This window comes from Streptomyces sp. Rer75, from assembly GCF_013414305.1.
In the GTDB taxonomy this organism is placed as follows: Bacteria; Actinomycetota; Actinomycetes; order Streptomycetales; family Streptomycetaceae; genus Streptomyces; species Streptomyces himastatinicus.
Map to the genome: position 1 here is coordinate 1,041,615 of NZ_CP058693.1, position 18,514 is coordinate 1,060,128.

An 18,514-nucleotide genomic window follows, 5' to 3' on the forward strand; every position below is an offset into this window, starting at 1 on the left:
AAGGACTCCACCATGCCCAAGTCCCCTTTCCCTCATACCGCGCGCACCGCCGCAGCCTTACTGGCCGGAGCGCTGCTGTTCGTCACCGCGCCCACCACCCAGGCGGCCGTGGCCGCGCCCTCGGCCGTGCACGTCAACCAGCTCGGCTACCTGCCGGACGGCCCCAAGCGCGCCACCGTCGTCACCGCGAGCACCACCGCCCTGCCGTGGCAACTGCGCGACGCGTCCGGCAGGACGGCCGCCTCCGGCACCACCACCGCCGCGGGTGGCGCCGACGCCGCCTCCGGCGACTCCACCCAGCTGGTGGACTTCTCCTCGTACCGGGGAACGGGCACCCGGTACACCCTCACCGTGGACGGCCGCACCAGCCACCCGTTCGACATCCGCGCGGGCCTGTACGACGGGCTGCGCGCGGACGCGATGTCCTTCTTCTACCAGCAGCGCAGCGGCACACCCATCGAGGCGCGGCTCGCCGGAGCGGCGTACGCGCGCCCGGCCGGCCACCTCGGTGTCGCGCCCAACCAGGGTGACACCAGCGTGCCGTGCCAGCCCGGGGTGTGCGACTACGCGCGCGATGTCCGCGGCGGCTGGTACGACGCCGGTGACCAGGGCAAATACGTGGTCAACGGGGGCATTGCCACCTGGCAGCTGGTGAACTCCTTCGAGCGCGCCGAGCGGGCGGGCCACGCCGCGGCGCTCGGCGACTCCACCCTGCGCGTGCCCGAACGGGGCAACAAGGTGCCCGACGTCCTCGACGAGGCGCGCTGGGAGCTGGACTTCCTGATGCGGATGCAGATCCCGGACGGGAAACCACTCGCGGGCATGGCCTTCCACAAGATCCATGACGCGGCCTGGACCGGTCTGCCGACCCGCCCCGAACAGGACTCCCAGCCACGCGAACTCCACCCCCCGTCCACCGCCGCCACCCTCAACCTGGCGGCCACCGCGGCACAGTGCGCACGGGTCTACGCCCCCTACGACGCGGCCTTCGCCGCCCGCTGCCTCGCCTCCGCACGCCGCGCCTGGACCGCCGCCCAGGCCCACCCCGACCGGCTCGCCCCGGACTCCGACGGCACGGGCGGCGGCGCGTACGGGGACACCCGGGTCGGCGACGAGTTCTACTGGGCGGCCGCCGAGCTGTACGCCACCACCAAGGAGAGCCGCTACCGGGACGCGGTGACCGCCTCGCCCTTCCACACCGCGGACGACGTCTTCACCGCGGCCGGTTTCGCCTGGCACGACACCGCCGCCCTCGGCCGCATCACCCTGGCCACCGTCCCGAACGGCCTGCCCGCCACCGACCGCACCCGCGTCCGCGCCTCCGTGGTGTCCGCCGCCGACCGCTACCTGGCCACCATGGGCCGCCAGGGATACGCCGTCCCCCTGACCACCGACGGTTACGTCTGGGGCTCCAACGGCCAGGTGGCCAACAACGCGAGCGTCATCGCCGTCGCCCACGAACTCACCCGGCAACCCCGCTACCGCACCGGCGCCCTGGAAGCCCTGGACTACCTGCTCGGCCGCAACGCACTCGGCCAGTCCTACGTCACCGGCTACGGCGACCACACCGCCCTCAACCAGCACCACCGCTTCTGGGCGCACCAGTACGACGCCTCCCTCCCGAACCCACCCGCAGGCTCCTTCGCGGGCGGCCCGAACGCGGCCCTCCAGGATCCGGTGGCCCAGGAGAAGCTGGCGGGGTGCAAGCCCGCGAAGTGCTACATCGACGACATCGGCTCGTACTCCACCAACGAGGTGGCGATCAACTGGAACGCCCCGCTGGCGTGGCTGGTGGCCTTCGCCGCCGAACGCTGAGCCCGATCTCCCACCCGTTTCCCGCCCGCCCTGGGCGCCCGGCAATGCGGTCGCCCAGGGTAAACGGCGCGACAACTTTCCTGTGACGGTGCAGACCATCAACGGAGGGCCGTGCCGTGGAGGAGCGCGCCGGGCGGCGCGCTCCTGAAGGCGCACGGAGTCGGCTCCCCCGGTCAGCGGGGCAGCTGGGCCTCGATCGCCTCGACGACCTCCGCCGCCTCCGGCTCGGTCCGCGGCCGGAAGCGTCCGACCACCTGACCCTGGGGCGAGAGCAGGAACTTCTCGAAGTTCCACTGCACATCCCCGGCCTCCCCCGCCGCGTCCGGGGTCCGGGTCAGCTCGGCGTAGAGCGGGTGCCGCTGATCGCCGTTGACGTCGGTCTTCTCCAGCAGCGGAAAGGAGACGCCGTACGTGGTCGAGCAGAAGGTCTCGATCTCCTCCGCCGTCCCCGGCTCCTGCCCCGCGAACTGGTTGCACGGAACCCCCAGCACGGTGAACCCGCGCCCGGCGTACCGCTGCTGCAACCGCTCCAGCCCCTCGTACTGCGGCGTCAGCCCACACTTGGACGCCACGTTGACCACCAGCACCGCGGCGCCCTGATGCGCGCCGAGCGTGGTCGGCTCGCCGGACAGGGTGCGCAGGGGAATGTCGTACAGACTCATCGCGGATCCCACCTTCGTCGTTCGACCGATGCGGCCAATCTATGCGATCACGGAGCCACGGACCCGGATCACAACTTGACCACGCCCCACACACAAACTTTTCACTTTTCAATTACCGCGGTTATGGTCAGCTCCTCGAGTTTCACTCAAAGGGGACTATGTCCTGGAATAACCACCCAACACCGCCGCCTCCGGGCCCGGCGCCCACGCCGAAGCCTCAGGTGACGCGGAGCGCCGAAGCACCCGCCGACGCGTCGTCGTCCGGGTCCGGGGCCTCCGGGTCGGGGGGCCGGGGCCGGGGACTCGTCCTCGGGGGGTACGGGCGGGGCCACGGCGTTGTGTGAGGACGGGACGCTCTCGTACGCCGCGCACCATCAGGGCGCCTGCTCGCATCACGGCGGGGTCGCCGTCTTCTACCGGTGACACGGCGACGGGGCGCGCCGGTGTGGCGCGCCCCGTCGGCGGGGCTACTCCGGCGGGGTCGGGGTGTCGTGGTTGCGGTACATCGCCTGGATGTCGAGTTCCAGCTTGACCGTCGGGCCGACGACGGCGATGCCGCGGGCGAGCATGTTGCGCCAGTTGAGGGTGTAGTCCTCGCGGTGCAGTTCGGCGGTGGCGTGGGCCGCGCAGCGGAGTTCCTGTTCGTAGCCGCCGTTCACGGCGCCGAGGTAGGTGGTGTCGAGGGTGACGGAGCGGCTGACGCCGTGCATCGTCAGGGGGCCCTGGATGCTCCACTTCGAGCCACTGCGCCAGGTGAACTTGTTGCTGGCGAAGTGTATGTCCGGGTAGTTCTCGACGTCGAGGAAGTCCGCCGAGCGCAGGTGGTTGTCCCGGGTGTTGTTGCCGGTGGAGATGCTGGAGGCGTCGATGAGGACCTCGACACGGGAGTCCTCGATGCGCTCGGCCACGTGGATGCCGCCGCGGAAGCGGGTGAAGCGGCCGTGCACGTTGGCCATGCCGACGTGGCGGGCGATGAAGCGGATGGCGGTGTGCGGGGGGTCGAAGAGCCAGGTGCCGGGCGGGGGGAGTTCGAGCTGCTGCGAGGGCTGCATCGGGATGCGCTGGGGTTCGCGGCATTCGCCCGGCCTGACCTCGGTGGTGAGGCGGTGGGGGGTCAGGCCGCTGCCGGTGAGCAGTACGGAGTACTCGCCCGGCTCCAGGGTGGCGACGAACAGCCCGTGCGGGTCCGTGGTGGCCTTGACCGCCTGCTTGCCCGCGCCGCGGGTCGCGGTGATGGTGACCTCGACACCGCCCAGCGGCTCGCCGACGGGGTCCAGGACCTCGCAGCTGAAGGCACCGGCGCCGACGGGCATGGGGAGGCGGAGACCCGATCCACGGTTCGGGCGCTTGGTTCGCATGCGCCGGAGCAGTGCGAGGGGTGTTGCAGTCATCTCTCTAAAGTTTCTCTCGGTAACGGGGTCTCCCCATGATGGAGGGCGCTGGGGGACGTCACCCATCAGGGGTGGTTGTATCAGCCAACGGCCTCGTGTGCGCCACTCATGAGGTGGCGCGCGACAACACGAGAGCGAAGTCGGTGAGACGGAAGGGGGTCCTGACACCGTAACGGGTGGCGAGCCCGGGATCGTCGACCAGGGTGAAGCCCCGCACCGGGCTCCGTTCGACGGCGCTCACCGGTGCCCACGAGGTCAACCGGGGTGCGCGCGGTGTCGCGGACGCAGTTGTGCAGATGTCGGGTCAGGGACGTGAGGGGATTGCGAACAGCCGCGACTCTGGGATGTCAGTCGGCCTCCTCGGATGCCGGGCGCGCGTGTCCGAGAATCTGCCGCAGCGCGCCGGTCAGCAGGTCCGCGGCATCCGGTGAGGCAGCGGCGTGGCGGAAGCCGATGTAGTTGTCGGGGCGGGCCAGCAGGGCACCGCCGTCCGCGGTTTCGCGCAGGTTCGCCCAGTCGCCGTAGGGGTCCTCGTACTCCTGGCCGGGCCCGATGACGACGGTGGCGACCTCGATGCCGAGTTCGCGCCGCGCGGCCTCGGCCGCCTGCCGCCAGCAGTCGCCACCGATGCCGGTGAAGAGGGTGAACCGGCCGTGGCCGCCGAGGTCGAGGGTCGAGAGGCGGTCGCTGCCGCGGGTGACCCAGGCGTGCGGCAGCTTGGCGCCGGGCCGGGTGGAGGGCTGGTGGTACAGCTCCGGGTCGCGGACGAAGCCGGGGTCGGGGGTGCCGTCGGGGACGACGGCGGCCGAGGTGTAGCGCTGGTTCATCTCCACGCCGTGCGCGTTGAACTCGTACACCTTGGCGGCGATGGCCTCGCGCAGCCGCTGCCGCTGCTTCTCGGCCTCGGCGGTGGCGTCCTTGCGGGCGTCGACGTTGCGCCACATCTGCTCGGGGTCGGTGGTGGACAGCAGGTTCAGCGCCTCGAAGACGGGCGCGGTCTCGCCGATGCTCTTGTTGGCGCGTTCGACGGTCTGCCGCCCGACCGGGGCCCGCTCGGCGGAGTAGCTGTCCAGGAGGGCGGGCGCGGCGGTGCCGTCGAGGACGTGGCGGAGCTTCCAGGCGAGGTTGTACGCGTCCTGGATGGAGGTGTTGGAGCCGAGGCCGTTGGACGGCGGGTGGCGGTGGACGGCGTCGCCCGCGCACAGCACCCGCCGGTCGGCGTAGGTCTCGGCGTACAGGTGGTTGACGGTCCAGGCCGACGTGGAGGTGATGCGCACCGGGATCTCGTCGTCGCCGAGCAGCCGCCGCACCACGGACAGCGCGAACTCCTCGGTGAGGTCCGGTGGACCGGCCTCCAGGTCGTACCCCCACACCACCATCCACTCGGTCCAGGGGCGTACGCAGCGCACCAGCCCGGCGCCGATGCCACCGACGGTGGCGCCGGGGGCGAGCACCCAGTAGAGCGTGGACGGGCGGTGGGCGGTCAGGGCGGTCAGGTCCGCCTCGAAGACGATGTTGAGGCTGCCCGCGACGCCCATCCGCCCGACGGTCGGCAGCCCGGCGTTCTCGGCGACGCGGCTGCGCCCGCCGTCCGCGCCGACCAGGTAGCGGGCCCGGATGCGGTAGGTGTCGCCGCGCAGCCGGTCCCGTACGGTCGCGGTGACGCCATCGGCGTCCTGCTCGTGCGCGAGGTATTCGGTGTCGAAGCGCAGCGCGGTGCCCCGGGCGACGGCCGCGTCCACCAGGACGGGCTCCATGAGGTGCTGTGGCATGTCGCACATGGGGCTGGGTCCGGCGAGTTCGTGTTCGGCCTGGACGCGCGGGTCGTTGCCCCAGGAGCGCAGCCGCCCCAGCTCCTCGCCCGCGAGGCTGGTGCAGAAGACGGTGTTCCCCATGAGGTGCTGCGGGGTGGCCCGCGCCCGCACCGGCTCCTCGACGCCGAGGTCGCGCAGCACCTCCATGGTGCGCTGGTTGGTGATGTGCGCGCGGGGCGTGTCCGCGAGGCGGCCGTACCGGGTGACCATGATGTTGGGCACGCCGTAGGTGCTCAGGGCGAGCGCCGTCGCGGCTCCGGCCGGGCCGCTGCCGACGACCAGGACGTCTGTCTCGACGGTGTTCACGTGCGTATGGCTCCTCTCCTGGTGGCCGGTTCGGTTCACAGGGTCCGGCCAGCATTGATGATCTTGATTGAGGAGTGGGTGGTGGAGGTGTCTCAATACGAGACACCCGGGCCGTATACGGTGAGATCCCTGTGACGAGCATCGACGACACCCCGGCCGCCGCGGCTCTCGCCCCGGTCCGGCGGGCCCGTGAGCGATTCCTCGGCGGGCGGCCGCCGGGCGAGGACATCTCCGACGAGCTGGCCGAGGCGTGGCGGCGGGCCCGTTTCCTCGGCGTACGGCGGGATCTGACGCCGCCGCCCGCCCCCGTGCCCGCGCACTCCCCGCTGCTGGCCGCCGCGCGCCCGGTGCTCGACCGCATCCTGCCCACCCTGAGCGGCGGCGACATGGCGCTGGTGCTCGCCGACTCCCGCTGCCGGGTGCTGTGGTCGGGCGGCGCCGGGCCGGGCGGCGGCCCGCCGCCCGCGGCGGGGTGCGATCTGTCGGAGCGGGCGGTGGGACACCACAGCGCGGTGCTGGCGCTGCGCCTCGGGCGCAGGGCGGAGACGCACGGCCCGGAACACGTCCTGGACGTGTGGCAGGAGCTGTCGGCGGTCAGCGTTCCGGTGTACGAGCCGGGGGCGGGCCGCCCCGCCGGGACCGTCACGGCGCTGACCCCGCTGCGCGAGGACCGCGCGCCCCACCCGGGCACGGCGTTCGCCGAGGCCACGGCGCTCGCGGTCGAGTCGGAGCTGCTGGGCCGGGCCCGGCCCCCGGAGCGGCTGCTGCTGGACGCGTATCTGCGCCAGGCGCCGGAGGGGCGTGCGGTGGTGGCGCTCGACGGGAGCAGCCGCATCGTCAGCTCCGGTGCGGCACGGCTGCTGTCGGAGGAGACGCTGACCGGGCTGGAGCGCCGGGCCACGGCGCTGCTGCGGGACGCGGGGGCGGCGGACGGGCGGCAGCCGCGGGAGTTCCCGGTGCCGGACGGTGCCGGGCTCGTCGTCCGTATGACGCCGGTCGTGCACGAGGGCGAAGTCATCGGCGCGGTCGCGGTGGCCCGCCCGGACCCGGCGGACGGTACGGCGGCCGGTCCGGCGCGTACGCCGGGGCGGGGCGGCGGGGAGCGGCTGCCGGGGCTGGCCGGTGCGTCGGGACCGTGGCGGGTGGCCGTCGCCCGGGCCACCGGGCTGGCCCGGACCGCGGAGCCGCTGCTGCTGACCGGGGAGGCGGGCGTCGGCAAGTCCTCGCTCGCCCGCGCCCTGTTCGCCTGGCGCGGCACCACCGCGCCCCTGGTGGTGGACGCCGCCGAGGGCGCGCCCGGTGACGTACCGCGCTGGTGCCATGCCCTGGCGGAGGGGGGCGACGCACCACCGCTGCTCGTGCTCCACGCCGAGCGGCTGGACCAGCCCGATGTCGCCGCGCTGCTCTCGCTGCTGGCGCGGCGGCCCGAGGTGCCGCTGACGGCGACGCACACCCCGGGCACCCGGGTCGGCCCGTGTCTGCGGCGGCTGCTGGATCTGCTCACGGCCCGTTCCGTCGTCCTGCCGCCGCTGCGCGAGCGCGTCGAGGACATCCCCGTACTGCTGCCGGGGCTCGCCGGGCGCTCCTCCCCCGGCCGCCCGCCGCTGTCCTGGAGCCTGGACGCGCGCCGGGCCCTGGAACAGCACAGCTGGCCGGGCAACGTCGCCGAACTGTCCCAGGTGGTACGGGAGGTGGCCGAGCACCGCCGCGCCACCGGCCCGGTCCGGCGCGGGGAACTGCCGCCGGGCCTGCGGGTGCCACCGGCCGCGCGACGGCTCAGCGGGATGGAACGCGCGGAGCGCACCGCGATCCTGGAGGCGCTGCGCCGCCACGGCGGCAACAAGGCACGCGCGGCCGAGTCCCTGGGCATCGGCCGCGCCACCCTGTACCGCAAACTGCGCGCCCTGGGCGCGGATCAGCCCTAGCTGTACGCCCCGGGCTCGGCGACCTTGATGTGCCGGGCGTCCATCGGGACCGCGCCACCGCGGAAGGGCACGCGGCCCCAGTGGTGTGCGGCGTCGTACGAGACCGTCGCGCCCGCCGCGGCCTGCGCGACCTCGACGCTGTGTGCCCCGTCGTCGGCCCCCAGCCGCACTGAGCTTGAGCATCCAGAAGTCACCGGCGCTGTGGAGGTCGGGCAGGTCAGCACCGTGATGGCGGACGGGGTGGTGTCGGGCCACGTCAGCGGCTCGCGCGCGTAGGCGTGGGCGAAGGATCTCAGGCGGGTGCCCACCTGGTGGCCGAACCCGTCCGGATCGCAGCCGCACAGGTCGAGCACTCCGGCCGCGAGGGTGACGTAGCCGCCGGCCGGGATGGTTTCCTCGACCGGTGGCAGCGGGACGGTGAGTGTCCGGCTGGTCAGTCTTCTTTCGTGATCGTGACGCCGGGCAGCGGCGCGGTGAGCGGGGGGTGTCCGGGCAGGGCGCGGTGGCCGATGCCGGAGAGGGCGATCCGGGCCGCGCTGACGCCGAGGGCGGTGGCGGTCGCGGCGTCGGCACCGGCGGCCAGCGCGGCGACGAGGGCGCCCGCCATGGTGTCGCCCGCGCCGGTGGTGTCGACGACGCGGACGACCGCGTCGCGTACGGTCCAGGACGGCCCGGCCGGGTCCGCCACGTAGGCGCCGTCGGCGTCGAGACGGGCCAAGACGAGGGTGTTCAGGCGTGTCGCGAGCCAGGTGGCCGCGGTGCGCGGCTGCGGGTGCACGGTGGCGAGTTGCACACGGCTCGGCAGGAGGACACCGGAGGTGGCGCGGATGGCCTGCCAGTACTCCCATCCGCGGGTGCGTGCCAGGCTCTGATCCGGGTCCACTCCGACGACGGTCCCGCTGCCGAACCGGCGGTCGAGACGGGCGGGTGAGCAGAACAGCAGGCCGTTCAGGCCGGTGAAGAATTCCGGGAATTCCGGGCCGGGCGGTGCGGGGGCCTCGATGGCGTCGTCGGCTTCGGCGATCTCCGCTCCAGGCGGCGGCGTGGTCTCCACCAGGCGGCGGCCCTGCGGGGAGTCCAGCAGCCAGACCCGCACCGGCTCCGGGACCGCCGTACAGGCGCCGAGATCGGCCCCGGCCGCCGCGAGGGTGTGACGGAACTCCGGTACGGACGTGGGGAGTTCGCACCGCAGCCGCACCCGGGTGCCGGGCACGAGGCGCGCGCCCAGCGCGGCGTAGAGGCCGGGGCCACCGAGGCAGTCATAGTGTGCCGGGTGTCCGACCCGCACGATGTGGTCGACCGATACGCCACCGATCACACCGGTCAGGGTCACCGGGCCTCCTCGCACGCGTCGTGCCGCGGCAGCCACATGGGCAGCCCTTCCGCTTCCGCCGCGCGGTCGAGCCGGTGCAGCAGCGCGGTGCCCTCCAGGGCGACGTCGATGGCGGCGATGTGCCCGGCGCCGGTTTCGAAGGGCGCGCCGGTGCTGATGTTGTCGGCGACGCAGCAGATCGCGCCGCCGCGGCGGCCGAAGAGCCGGGCGAGCGTGACGATCGCGGCGGACTCGCGGTCGCCCGCGAGGACTCCGGCCCGGGCCCAGTCGTCGACGAGCGTGGTGTGCCAGGACTGGAGGTAGCCGCAGACTTCCCGCGCTTCCTCGACCGACTCGTGGGGACCCTTGCGTAAGTCCGCCCGAACCCTCGTCATCGGGCGTCCGGACCGCGGCGCTCAGGCGCTCAGGCGCTCAGGCGCTCAGGCGCTCAGGCACTCAGGCACTCAGGCACTCAGCAGGTGTCGCCCACCGCGTCGATCTTCGCGCCGAACCGGCCGCTGTAGTTGCTGGCGTAGTCGCCCTTGCGGACCGAGCGGCACTCCTTGCCGGTGGCCCAATCGATGAAGGCGCCGGTCCTGTTGGCCCGGAAGGAACCCACGTGGTCCACGAACCGACTGGGCAGGTCCACGTAGCCGCCCCGCCACGTGTAGAGCTCGCCCGTCCCGTCCTGGAACCGCCACAGGCAGATCGCGTTGCTCGCGCACGCGGGCAGCGCCTGGGCCTGCACGGAGGGGCCCAGCGTGGTCACGACGACCGTCCCGGCAACCAGCGCGCAGCGCATGAAGCGTGCGTTCATCCCGTCCTCCTCGATGCGGAAGCGAATGCCCCGATTGTCCACCGCTCAAGAGAGGGCGGACAGAGAGCTCTTGTGTTCGACGTAGGGTTTTCAGCACGGTCATGTTCACGCCGTTCAAGGTCGTTCAAGGGGGAACCGTGGGGGCTGGCGACACCGGGGGCACGGGGCGGGCGGACGTCGTCGTCCTGACCGCGCTGGAGATCGAGTACCGGGCCGTACGAGCGCATCTGGAGGATCCGCGCCCCGTCCGGGCGGAGCGCGGCTCACTGTTCGAGACGGGCGTCTTCCGCTCCGGGACCCGGCCCGGCGGCCGACGGGTGGCGATCCATATGACGGGTCCGGGAAACCCGGGCGCTGCGGCGCTGGTCGAGCGGGCGGCGGCGCTCTTCGCGCCGCAGGCCGTGCTGTTCGTCGGGGTGGCGGGCGGCGTCAAGGATGTGGCGCTCGGCGATGTGGTGGCGGCCGACGCGGTGTACGACTACGAGACCGGCAAGGACACCGAGTCCGGGTTCCTTCCCCGGCACAAGACCCATCAGTCCGCCTACGGGCTGGTGCAGCTGGCCCGTAACGTCGCCGCGGCCGACGACTGGCAGCGGCGGATCCTGCCCGACGCCACCGCGCCGCGCCCGCGCGCCCTGGTCAAGCCGATCGCGGCAGGCGGCCGGGTGGTGGGGCACGAACGCTCCGACGTCGGCCTGCGGCTCGCGGCCGTCGCCGGGGACGCGATCGCGGTGGACATGGAGGGCTTCGGTTTCCTCGCGGGCGCGTACGTCAACCAACAGCTCGACGCGCTGGTGATCCGGGGCGTCTCCGATCTGCTGGGCGACAAGGGCGAGGCGCACGACGAGCGCTGGCAGCCGGTCGCCTCCCGGCACGCGGCCGCCTTCGCCTTCGAGCTGATCGGGCGGTTCCTGGGCGCGGAGGCGGCACCCGGCGCGCCCGCCCGGCGCCGCCGCAGGCTCGGCGTCCAGGAACTCGGCGGTCTCGTGGACCTGTTGCTGGAGGTCCCCGGTCTGTCCTCCCCCGCCCGCTGGCAGCAGCTGCTCGACGAGCTGCCCACCGTCGGCACCGCGGTCGGCCGCCAGTCGGCGAGCCGCGCGGAGGCCCTGGCCCTGCTGCGCACCTGCGAGGCGCACCGGGCCCTGGGCGAGCTGGTGTCCGTGCTGGACGTCCTGGCCCCCGACGACCCGGCGGTGGCCGAACTCGCCCGCCGCGTCGAGGAATTGGGCCTGGGCTGACAACGGGGCCCGGGGCGCCCGGGCGCGGGAAGGGTGTCGCCGGGGGCGTGCGGGGCATACAAGTTGTCCGGAGTCCGCGCGGGCGGCGCTCGCCTGTGGCAGGGTCTCCGGCGGGATCATCGGCGGCGGGGACCGGTGATGCGGGTACGGGGGAGGCACAGCATGGCGGCCATGCGGGAGGGCGGCCTCAGATCGGTCAACAGTTTGGTGTCGGCGTTGAAGGAGTTCCGCTGTCTGACGGATCCGGATTCCCGCGCACTGTGTCTGGACCTGGTCGCCATGGAAATGGAGACGACGTCCGTCCCGGTGCGCGGCCATCGCGTCACCGACTACTTCCTGGTGGAGCTGGCCCGGGAGTGTCTGGAGAACGTGCGGATGATGCGCGCGCTGCGCGCCTCGCTCGCGGTGATGGCGCCGGACACGGACGCCATGGAGCACCTCGATTCGGTAGTGGAGCAGATGACGGCCCGTCCGGTGCTTCCGGCACCGGCCGCCGGAGGGCTGCGGTCGCTGCTGGAGGATCTGGAGTTCGGGCATCTGGGCCTGCTGTGCCGGGCCGCGGCGGGTCCGCTCCAGGACGTCCCGGCGGTCACCGGCCCCTGGCACGCCTTCGAGGAGCTGAGCCGGATGAACGCGCGGCCGGACGGGCTGCCGCCGGGGCTGGCCCTGGTGGAGTACCTGGCGGCGTCGGCCCAGCCGCTGCGGAGGGCCGACGCGCTGCGGGCGTGGGCCGATGAGCAGGCGCGGGAGCTGGACCTGACCTCGCAGCTGAGATCCCTGCGCCAGCAGGTGGGGCACGCCGCCCCCGCCGAGCCGGACGACGCGTATCTGGTGATCCGGCTGCTGCCGCAGGAGGAGCCGGGCCGTTACGAGCTGTCGTCCTGGCATCAGTACGACCCGAGCGGCTGGCATCCGGCCCGCGGCCCGGTCACCCAGGTCACGGCCGCCACCGCCGAACGGGCCGTGCAGGAGCTGGTGTTCGCGGCGGAGGAGGAGTGGAAGGACGCCCGGTGCATCCATCTGGAGTTCCTGCTGGGCCCCGAGGACCTGAATCTGCCGGTGCACCTGTGGCGCAAGGAGCTGGACAGCACGATGGCCACACCGCTGTGCATGGACTATCCGGTGGTGGTGCGGAGCCTGGAGCGGAGCCAGACCCGACGCTGGCACCGCCCGTGGAACCAGCGCTGGCAGCTCTTCACCGGACGGCCCGAACTCGCCAGACAGCTGGTCGTCGAGGGCCAGGATCCGGACAGTCCGCGCTCCGGCGACCCGGCCGCGCTGCTGGCCCGGCTCCAGGCGGATCCGCACGTCGTCGCGCTGATCCTCAACTCGCCGCCGGGCGGCGCCGGTGAGGGCGCGTACGAGGCGCTGGCGGCCTGGCGGGCGGGAATCCCGCTGGTGGCATGGGATCGCCGGCCCAGCCGGGATCCGGCGTTGGTCCAGCACTTGAGACAAAAATCGGACGAGGCCAGCGGGGACCTGGCACGGCTCCGCGAAGCCGTGACAAAGTTACGTCTGGACGCCCATACGATCGACTCCGCGGAGCGGGAGCATCACCCGGGGCAGCATGTGGTGCTCGTCTGGGACGACCCGACCCGCCCCGTGGAGACGCAAGGACGCATGACGGGGCCGGACGAGGGGGTGGGCAGTCGATGAGCGACGCAGAGCCTGCACGGCGGCACAACGGACGGATCCCGGGTGGCGACGGCTCCTCCTCCGGTCCCCTGCCGTCCGGCATTCCGCGCCCCTGGTGGATCTACCAGGGCACCGGGCGCCCGCTGCACGACGTCAGCCTGGAGGACATCCTTCCGCCCCCGCCGCCCTGGCGCACCTTCGGCGGGGTCTCGGCCTGCCCGCCGGACGGCTACGACGGTGACGGCGCCGACGGCGCGTTATCCGACCCGGACGAGCCGCCGACCGAGCCCCCGGCGCCGCCGGAGGACGTCCAGGACACCGCCCGCCGGCTCGGCGCGACCCCGCTCGGCCTGCGGTCGGAGGCCGAGGAGGCGGACGTGGTGAACGCCGCGCTCATCCTGCGGCGCCCGCTGCTGGTCACCGGCCGCCCGGGCACGGGCAAGTCGACGCTGGCGTACCGCATCAGCCGGGAGCTGGGCCTGGGCCGGGTGCTGCGCTGGCCGATCACCACTCGTTCCACCCTGCGGTCCGGTCTCTACGGCTACGATGCCGTCGGCCGTGTGCACGCCGCGGCGGCCGGACAGGCGGCTGAGGAGGACGGTCACGAACCCGGACCGGAGGACATCGGCGACTTCCTCCAACTCGGCCCGCTGGGCACGGCGATGCTGCCGCACCGCCTCCCCCGCGTCCTGCTCATCGACGAATTCGACAAGAGCGACATCGATCTGCCCAATGACCTCCTCGACATCTTCGAGGCCGGCGAGTACTCCATTCCCGAACTGGTGCGCATCCGCAGGCGGCGCCCGGCCGTATCGGTCCTCACCGACGACCCCGACCGCAGCACCGTCATCGACTCGGGCCGGGTGCGCTGCCGCGCCTTCCCCGTGGTCGTCATCACCAGCAACGGGGAGCGGGAGTTCCCGCCCGCGTTCCTGCGCCGCTGTCTCCAGCTGCGGCTGCCCGACCCGGACGCCGACCGGCTCGCCGCGATCGTGGCCGCGCACCTGGGCAGAGCGGACGACCCGCGCGCCCGGGAGCTCATCGACATGTTCCTGGAGCGCAGCCGTCACGAAGGCGGGCTCGCCGCCGACCAGTTGCTCAACGCGGTGTATCTGGTGACGGCCCGTTCCGAGGCTCCGGGACCCGAGTGGGAGGAGCTACTGCGCGCCGTCTGGCACCGCCTGGACGCCGCAGGCTCGACATGACACAGGACCCAGGCGGCAGGTCCGGCGAGCACGGCCCGCGGGACCTCGACTGGCAGCAGATCGCCGATGCCTTCTGGCTGGCCGTCTGCAAGGCCGAAACGGACCGCGGACCCGGCCGCCCGGCGCCCGGCCCGCTCCCCGCGCCCCCGCACGGCGACGCCCCGCCGCCCACCGGCGACCGGTCCCCCGAGCCGCCGCCGGAGGACGACGGCGGGCAGCGGCCCGCGCCCGCGCCCGAACCGGCCGTCTCGGCACCGCAGCCCGTGGAACTCGTCGCCGTACCCGAGGCGCCGGAGGACCCGGCCGGGACGGAACCGGCGCTGGTCACCGACGTCATGGTGCCCGCGCCCAGGCCGACCGCCGCCGGACCGCTGGTCGCCGAGCGCGCCGTCTCCCGGGCGCTGCGCCCCCTCAAGCGCACCGCGCCCTCGCCGGTCGAGGTGGAGGTCGACGAGGAGGCCACGGCCGAGCGCGCGGCGCGCGAGGGGCTGTGGGTGCCGGAGTGCGCGCCCGTCCAGGAGCGCTGGATGGACGCGGTCCTGGTGCTGGACTGCGGCAGCTCCATGGTGGTGTGGCGGCGTACGGCGGCGCGGCTGGTCACCGTGCTGGAGCGGACGGGTGCCTTCCGGGACGTCCGGGTGCACCGGATGAACACCGATCACCCGTTGCCCGCGGACCGCCACGACTCCCCGGTGGACGGCATGGCACCGCGCGGGAAGCGGGCGGTGCTGGTGCTCACCGACGGCATCGGCGCGGCCTGGGGCGACGAGAGCGCGCAGCGCGCGCTGGGGCGCTGGGCCCGGCGCGCGTCGGTCGCCGTGCTCCACGTACTGCGTCAGGGCCGCTGGCAGCACACGGGGATCGCGCCGGAGCGGGTCCGGGTGCGGGTCCCCGAACCCGGCGCGCCCAACGGCGCCTGGCGGCGGGGCGACGGCGGCTCCTGGCCGGGCGGTGAACCACCGGTGCCAGTGCTGGAGCTGGACGCGCGCTGGCTGGGCAACTGGGCGCGGCTGGTGGCCCGTCCGTCGGACCGCGGCCATGACACGCTGGCGCTGCTGCCCGGGGCGGCGCCCGAGCCGTGGGATCCGGAACCGGAACCCAGCGCCTGGGACCGGGTCTTCCGCTTCCGCTCCACCGCCTCGCCGAGCGCCTTCCGGCTGGCGGCACGGCTGGCGGCGGCGCCGCTGAACATTCCGGTGATGGAATTCGTCCAGGGGATCCACCAGCCGGAGGGCAGCCCCGGCGATCTGGCCGAAATCCTGCTGGGCGGGCTATTACGCAAGGTGGGCACCGCCGATCCGCTGGACGAGACCGGAATCGGCTACGAATTCCACGACGGGGTACGGGAACTGCTGCTGTCCGCCGGATTACGTGACGAGTCGCTGTACACCCTGCGCAGCGTCCTGGACCGGCTGGGCCGCCGCTGGAAGCCGCTGCATCTGCTGCGCGATCTGCTCAACCATCCCTCGGGGCCGGTGCGGGACCTGCCCGACACCGACCGCCTGATGCCGTACATACGCCTTCAGGAACAGGTTTACCAGGCACTTTCCGGGCCTTATCTCGAAGGCGCGCGCTCCTTTCGCGCCCTTGTCCTCGCGCGCCAAGCGCTCCCCCGCACGGGCGAAAGCCGCCCGGATCCCTTTGAAGACGTACCCAACTGGGGAAATGTGGTCCCCGAGGTTGCCGTGACTGACTCCATGACTCCCCGAACCCGTCCGTCGTCCCAAGCCGACGATTCACCATCCCCGCCGGCGCACGGCACGCCGGGTACGGCGGGGGAGCATTCGAGAGGAACCTTCGTGTCCGTGACCGCTGCCCGGTCCCTGCCCGCCGTGGAGGAGCGCCGCGCCGGGGAACCCCCGGCCATCTGGGGCAATGTGCCACCCCGGAACAACAACTTCACCGGACGGCGAGCGCTGCTCGACACGCTCCACGAGCGGCTGCGCAGCGAGGGAACGGCCGCCGTGCTCCCGGAAGCACTGCACGGTTTGGGCGGCGTCGGCAAGTCCCAGATCGCGCTGGAGTACGTGCATCAGCACGCCGCGGACTACGACGCGGTGTGGTGGATCCCGGCGGAGCGGCCGGAGCAGATCCGCCAGGCGCTGGTGCAGCTCGCCGACCGGCTCGGCCTTCAGGCGGGCATGGAGGCGAACACGGCCGTGCCCAGCGTGCTCGACGCGCTGCGCACCGGGCGCCCCTGCCGCAACTGGCTCCTGGTCTTCGACAACGCGGAGGAGCTGGAGACGGTCCGGCCGTTCTTCCCCGCGGGCGGGCCCGGCCGGATCCTGGTGACGTCGCGGAACGCCCAGTGGTCGCGGGCCGCCCGTACCGTCGAGGTGGACGTCTTCGAGCGCGAGGAGAGCATCCAACTGCTGCTGCGGCGGGGGCCGGAGCTGCCGAACGAGCAGGCCGACCGGATCGCCCGGACCCTGGGGGACCTGCCGCTGGCGATCGAGCAGGCGGCGGCGTGGCTCACCGAGACGGGGATGCCGGTCGACGAGTACCTCCAGGTCTTCGAGGACGAGCGGGCCGACGTCAGCACCCGCCGCAACGAGCTGCTGGCCGCCGGAGTTCCGGTCGACTATCCCGAACCGGTCGCCGCCGCCTGGAACATGTCGCTGCGCCGCCTCGCCGAGCACCATCCGGGCGCGCTGCAACTGCTCCAGATGTGCTCCTTCTTCGCTCCCGAGCCCATTTCCCGGCGGCTCTTCTCGGGCATCCGGGGTGTCTCCCTCTCCCCCGAGCTGTCGGAGGTGCTCCAGGATCCGATCAAGCTCGGCCATGCGATCCGGGAGATCAACCGCTACGCCCTGATCAAGATCAATCACCGCAGCAACACCATCGAGCTGCACCGGCTGGTGCAGGCGGTGCTGATCGGCCAGATGTCCCCGCAGCAGCAGGCCGACATGCGGCACAGCGCCCATGTGCTCCTCGCCTATGGCGACCCCAATGACGTCTCGCCCGCCAACTGGGGGCGTTACGCGGACCTGCTGTCGCACGTCCGGGCGTCCCGCGCGATGGACTGCGATGACAAGTGGGTGCGCCAGATGGTGCGGAACCTGGTCCGGTTCCTCCATGTCTGGGGCGACCACGAGGGCGCGCTCGAACTCGGCAGCCGGGTACGGGAGAAGTGGCTGGACTCGCTCGGCGAGGACAACCCCGAGACGCTCGCCATCTCCCGCACGCTCGGCCATGTCCTCACCCTGCTCGGCCACTTCGGGCAGGCCCGGGAGCTGAACAGCCGCACGCTCGAACTCCTGCGGGCGAACGAGGGCGACGACCACGAGAACACGCTGGTCACCCTCGGGGCGGTCGCCAGCGACGCCCGCTACCAGGGCGATTACGCGCGTTCGGTGCAGCTGGAGGAGGACCGCTGGCGGCGTACCCTGCGGCTGTTCGGCGACGAGGACCCGTACACGATCGCCGCCGCCAACGACTACGCCCTGGCGCTGCGCTCGGCCGGTGAGTACGCGCGCGCCCGCGAGGTGGACCAGAACGCCCGTGACCTCGCCGAGGTCGTCCTCGGCGAGGACTCGCTGCTGACGATCCTGCTGGAGGCCAACCTCTCGATCGACGTCCGGGAGAGCGGTGACTACATCGCCGCCCGCACCATGCTGGAGCAGACCTGCTCCCGGGTCCGCCGGCTGCTTCCGCAGAACGCGCCGATCGGGGTGTACGCCCTGCGCAACCTCGCCGTGGCGCGCCGCAAGGCGGGGGACCACGAGGGCGCGCTGGAGGTCACCCGGGAGGTCCTGGAGCGGTACCGGCTGCGCTACAGCGAGCCCAATCTCCACATCGCGGCGACCTCGCTGAACCTGTCCATGGACCTGCGCCAGACCGCCGACCTCGACGGCGCCCGCGAGCTGGGCCGCAAGTGCGTGGACGACATGCGGTCCGCTCTCGGTCCGCGGCACCCGGTGACGTTGAGCGCGGCCATCGACCTGGCCGTCACCCTGCGGCTGCTGGGCGAGACCGAGGCGGCGCTCGCGCTCAACAAGGAGACGCTGCCCGTGCTGGTCGACGCGCTGGGGGCGGACCATCCGATCACCCTGGCCTGTGCGATCAATCTGGCCAGCGACCACTACACGCTGGCGGACTACCAGGAGGCCCGGGAGCTGGACACCGCGACGCTCGCGGCCTGCCGGTCACGGCTGGGCGAGGACCACCCCACCACACTGGCCTGCGCGGTCAACCTGTCCGGGGATCTGCGCGCGCTGGGCGAGGGACGGTCGGCCGAGGAGCTGCACAACGACTCCCTGACCCGGATGCGCACCGTCCTGACCCCCGGCCACCCGGCCACGGTGGCGGCGGCCCGGGGCATCCGCGCGGACTGCGATGTGGAGGCGATCCCCTTCTAGGCGCGCCCGACCGGTCCTCTTCCAGGCGCGCCCGAC

The 18,514-nt window shown here is 73.0% G+C and carries 14 protein-coding genes; 7 read left to right on the forward strand and 7 right to left on the reverse strand.

The genetic code is table 11. The features are described from left to right. The first annotated feature begins 12 nt into the window (after positions 1-12). Positions 13-1,815 carry a glycoside hydrolase family 9 protein gene (locus HYQ63_RS03725; protein ID WP_179932498.1) on the forward strand — a complete coding sequence of 601 codons (1,803 nt, stop codon included), beginning with the start codon at positions 13-15 and terminating at the stop codon, positions 1,813-1,815. A gap of 173 nt (positions 1,816-1,988) precedes the next feature. Here the strand turns inward: HYQ63_RS03725 and HYQ63_RS03730 are convergent, their stop codons facing one another. Further along, positions 1,989-2,477: a glutathione peroxidase gene (locus HYQ63_RS03730; protein ID WP_179932499.1), complete on the reverse strand. Its 489-nt coding sequence runs from the start codon at positions 2,475-2,477 to the stop codon at positions 1,989-1,991. A 336-nt stretch (positions 2,478-2,813) separates the two neighbouring features. Here HYQ63_RS03730 and HYQ63_RS44320 point away from each other — a divergent pair, with 336 nt between their 5' ends. After that, positions 2,814-2,900: a DUF3761 domain-containing protein gene (locus tag HYQ63_RS44320; RefSeq protein ID WP_257232565.1), complete on the forward strand. Its 87-nt coding sequence runs from the start codon at positions 2,814-2,816 to the stop codon at positions 2,898-2,900. 44 nt (positions 2,901-2,944) lie between these two features. Here HYQ63_RS44320 and HYQ63_RS03740 read toward each other — a convergent pair whose 3' ends face one another. Both HYQ63_RS03740 and HYQ63_RS03745 read right to left on the reverse strand, forming a co-directional pair. Further along, positions 2,945-3,868, reverse strand: a complete 924-nt coding sequence (locus tag HYQ63_RS03740) for a YceI family protein (protein WP_179932500.1) — start codon at positions 3,866-3,868, stop codon at positions 2,945-2,947. Between the two features lie 347 nt (positions 3,869-4,215). Then, positions 4,216-5,988 carry an FAD-dependent monooxygenase gene (locus HYQ63_RS03745; protein ID WP_179932501.1) on the reverse strand — a complete coding sequence of 591 codons (1,773 nt, stop codon included), beginning with the start codon at positions 5,986-5,988 and terminating at the stop codon, positions 4,216-4,218. A gap of 131 nt (positions 5,989-6,119) precedes the next feature. Here HYQ63_RS03745 and HYQ63_RS03750 point away from each other — a divergent pair, with 131 nt between their 5' ends. Further along, positions 6,120-7,913: a sigma-54-dependent Fis family transcriptional regulator gene (locus tag HYQ63_RS03750; protein WP_179932502.1), complete on the forward strand. Its 1,794-nt coding sequence runs from the start codon at positions 6,120-6,122 to the stop codon at positions 7,911-7,913. Here the strand turns inward: HYQ63_RS03750 and HYQ63_RS03755 are convergent. The 4 genes from HYQ63_RS03755 to HYQ63_RS03770 all read right to left on the reverse strand — a co-directional run bounded on the left by HYQ63_RS03755 (position 7,910) and on the right by HYQ63_RS03770 (position 10,042). Beyond that, entirely contained in the window at positions 7,910-8,266 is a 357-nt protein-coding gene (locus tag HYQ63_RS03755) for a hypothetical protein (protein WP_179932503.1), read from the reverse strand. The genes HYQ63_RS03750 and HYQ63_RS03755 overlap by 4 nt on opposite strands. An 80-nt stretch (positions 8,267-8,346) precedes the next feature. After that, positions 8,347-9,246 (reverse strand): PfkB family carbohydrate kinase, encoded by a 900-nt coding sequence (locus HYQ63_RS03760; RefSeq protein WP_179932504.1) that lies wholly within the window; start codon positions 9,244-9,246, stop codon positions 8,347-8,349. Continuing rightward, a complete protein-coding gene (locus HYQ63_RS03765) occupies positions 9,243-9,620 on the reverse strand; it encodes a hypothetical protein (RefSeq protein ID WP_179932505.1) in 378 nt (125 codons plus the stop codon). The genes HYQ63_RS03760 and HYQ63_RS03765 overlap by 4 nt, the downstream gene beginning before the upstream one ends. A 77-nt stretch (positions 9,621-9,697) precedes the next feature. Next, on the reverse strand, positions 9,698-10,042 hold the full coding sequence (locus HYQ63_RS03770; RefSeq protein WP_179932506.1) for a hypothetical protein: 345 nt from the start codon (positions 10,040-10,042) through the stop codon (positions 9,698-9,700). 137 nt (positions 10,043-10,179) lie between these two features. Here HYQ63_RS03770 and HYQ63_RS03775 point away from each other — a divergent pair, with 137 nt between their 5' ends. From HYQ63_RS03775 to fxsT, 4 genes are all read left to right on the forward strand, one after another. Further along, entirely contained in the window at positions 10,180-11,280 is a 1,101-nt protein-coding gene (locus HYQ63_RS03775) for a phosphorylase (RefSeq protein WP_179932507.1), read from the forward strand. A gap of 162 nt (positions 11,281-11,442) precedes the next feature. Further along, positions 11,443-12,936 carry a hypothetical protein gene (locus HYQ63_RS03780; RefSeq protein ID WP_179932508.1) on the forward strand — a complete coding sequence of 498 codons (1,494 nt, stop codon included), beginning with the start codon at positions 11,443-11,445 and terminating at the stop codon, positions 12,934-12,936. Continuing rightward, the gene (locus tag HYQ63_RS03785) at positions 12,933-14,120 is read left to right on the forward strand and encodes a MoxR family ATPase (RefSeq protein WP_179932509.1); all 1,188 of its coding nucleotides are present in this window, start codon (positions 12,933-12,935) and stop codon (positions 14,118-14,120) included. The genes HYQ63_RS03780 and HYQ63_RS03785 overlap by 4 nt, the downstream gene beginning before the upstream one ends. Continuing rightward, complete coding sequence (gene fxsT, locus HYQ63_RS03790; RefSeq protein WP_179932510.1) at positions 14,117-18,478, forward strand: FxSxx-COOH system tetratricopeptide repeat protein; 4,362 nt, start codon at positions 14,117-14,119, stop codon at positions 18,476-18,478. The genes HYQ63_RS03785 and fxsT overlap by 4 nt, the downstream gene beginning before the upstream one ends. Positions 18,479-18,514: the final 36 nt, after the last annotated feature.

What these genes read in the sequence shown, in the direction of transcription:
- HYQ63_RS03765 (WP_179932505.1), bottom strand. Translation starts at nt 9,620, where the DNA reads ATGACGAGGGTTCGGGCGGACTTACGCAAGGGTCCCCACGAGTCGGTC.
- fxsT (WP_179932510.1), top strand. Translation starts at nt 14,117, where the DNA reads ATGACACAGGACCCAGGCGGCAGGTCCGGCGAGCACGGCCCGCGGGAC.
- HYQ63_RS03780 (WP_179932508.1), top strand. Translation starts at nt 11,443, where the DNA reads ATGGCGGCCATGCGGGAGGGCGGCCTCAGATCGGTCAACAGTTTGGTG.
- HYQ63_RS03770 (WP_179932506.1), bottom strand. Translation starts at nt 10,042, where the DNA reads ATGAACGCACGCTTCATGCGCTGCGCGCTGGTTGCCGGGACGGTCGTC.
- HYQ63_RS03740 (WP_179932500.1), bottom strand. Translation starts at nt 3,868, where the DNA reads ATGACTGCAACACCCCTCGCACTGCTCCGGCGCATGCGAACCAAGCGC.
- HYQ63_RS03785 (WP_179932509.1), top strand. Translation starts at nt 12,933, where the DNA reads ATGAGCGACGCAGAGCCTGCACGGCGGCACAACGGACGGATCCCGGGT.
- HYQ63_RS03730 (WP_179932499.1), bottom strand. Translation starts at nt 2,477, where the DNA reads ATGAGTCTGTACGACATTCCCCTGCGCACCCTGTCCGGCGAGCCGACC.
- HYQ63_RS03725 (WP_179932498.1), top strand. Translation starts at nt 13, where the DNA reads ATGCCCAAGTCCCCTTTCCCTCATACCGCGCGCACCGCCGCAGCCTTA.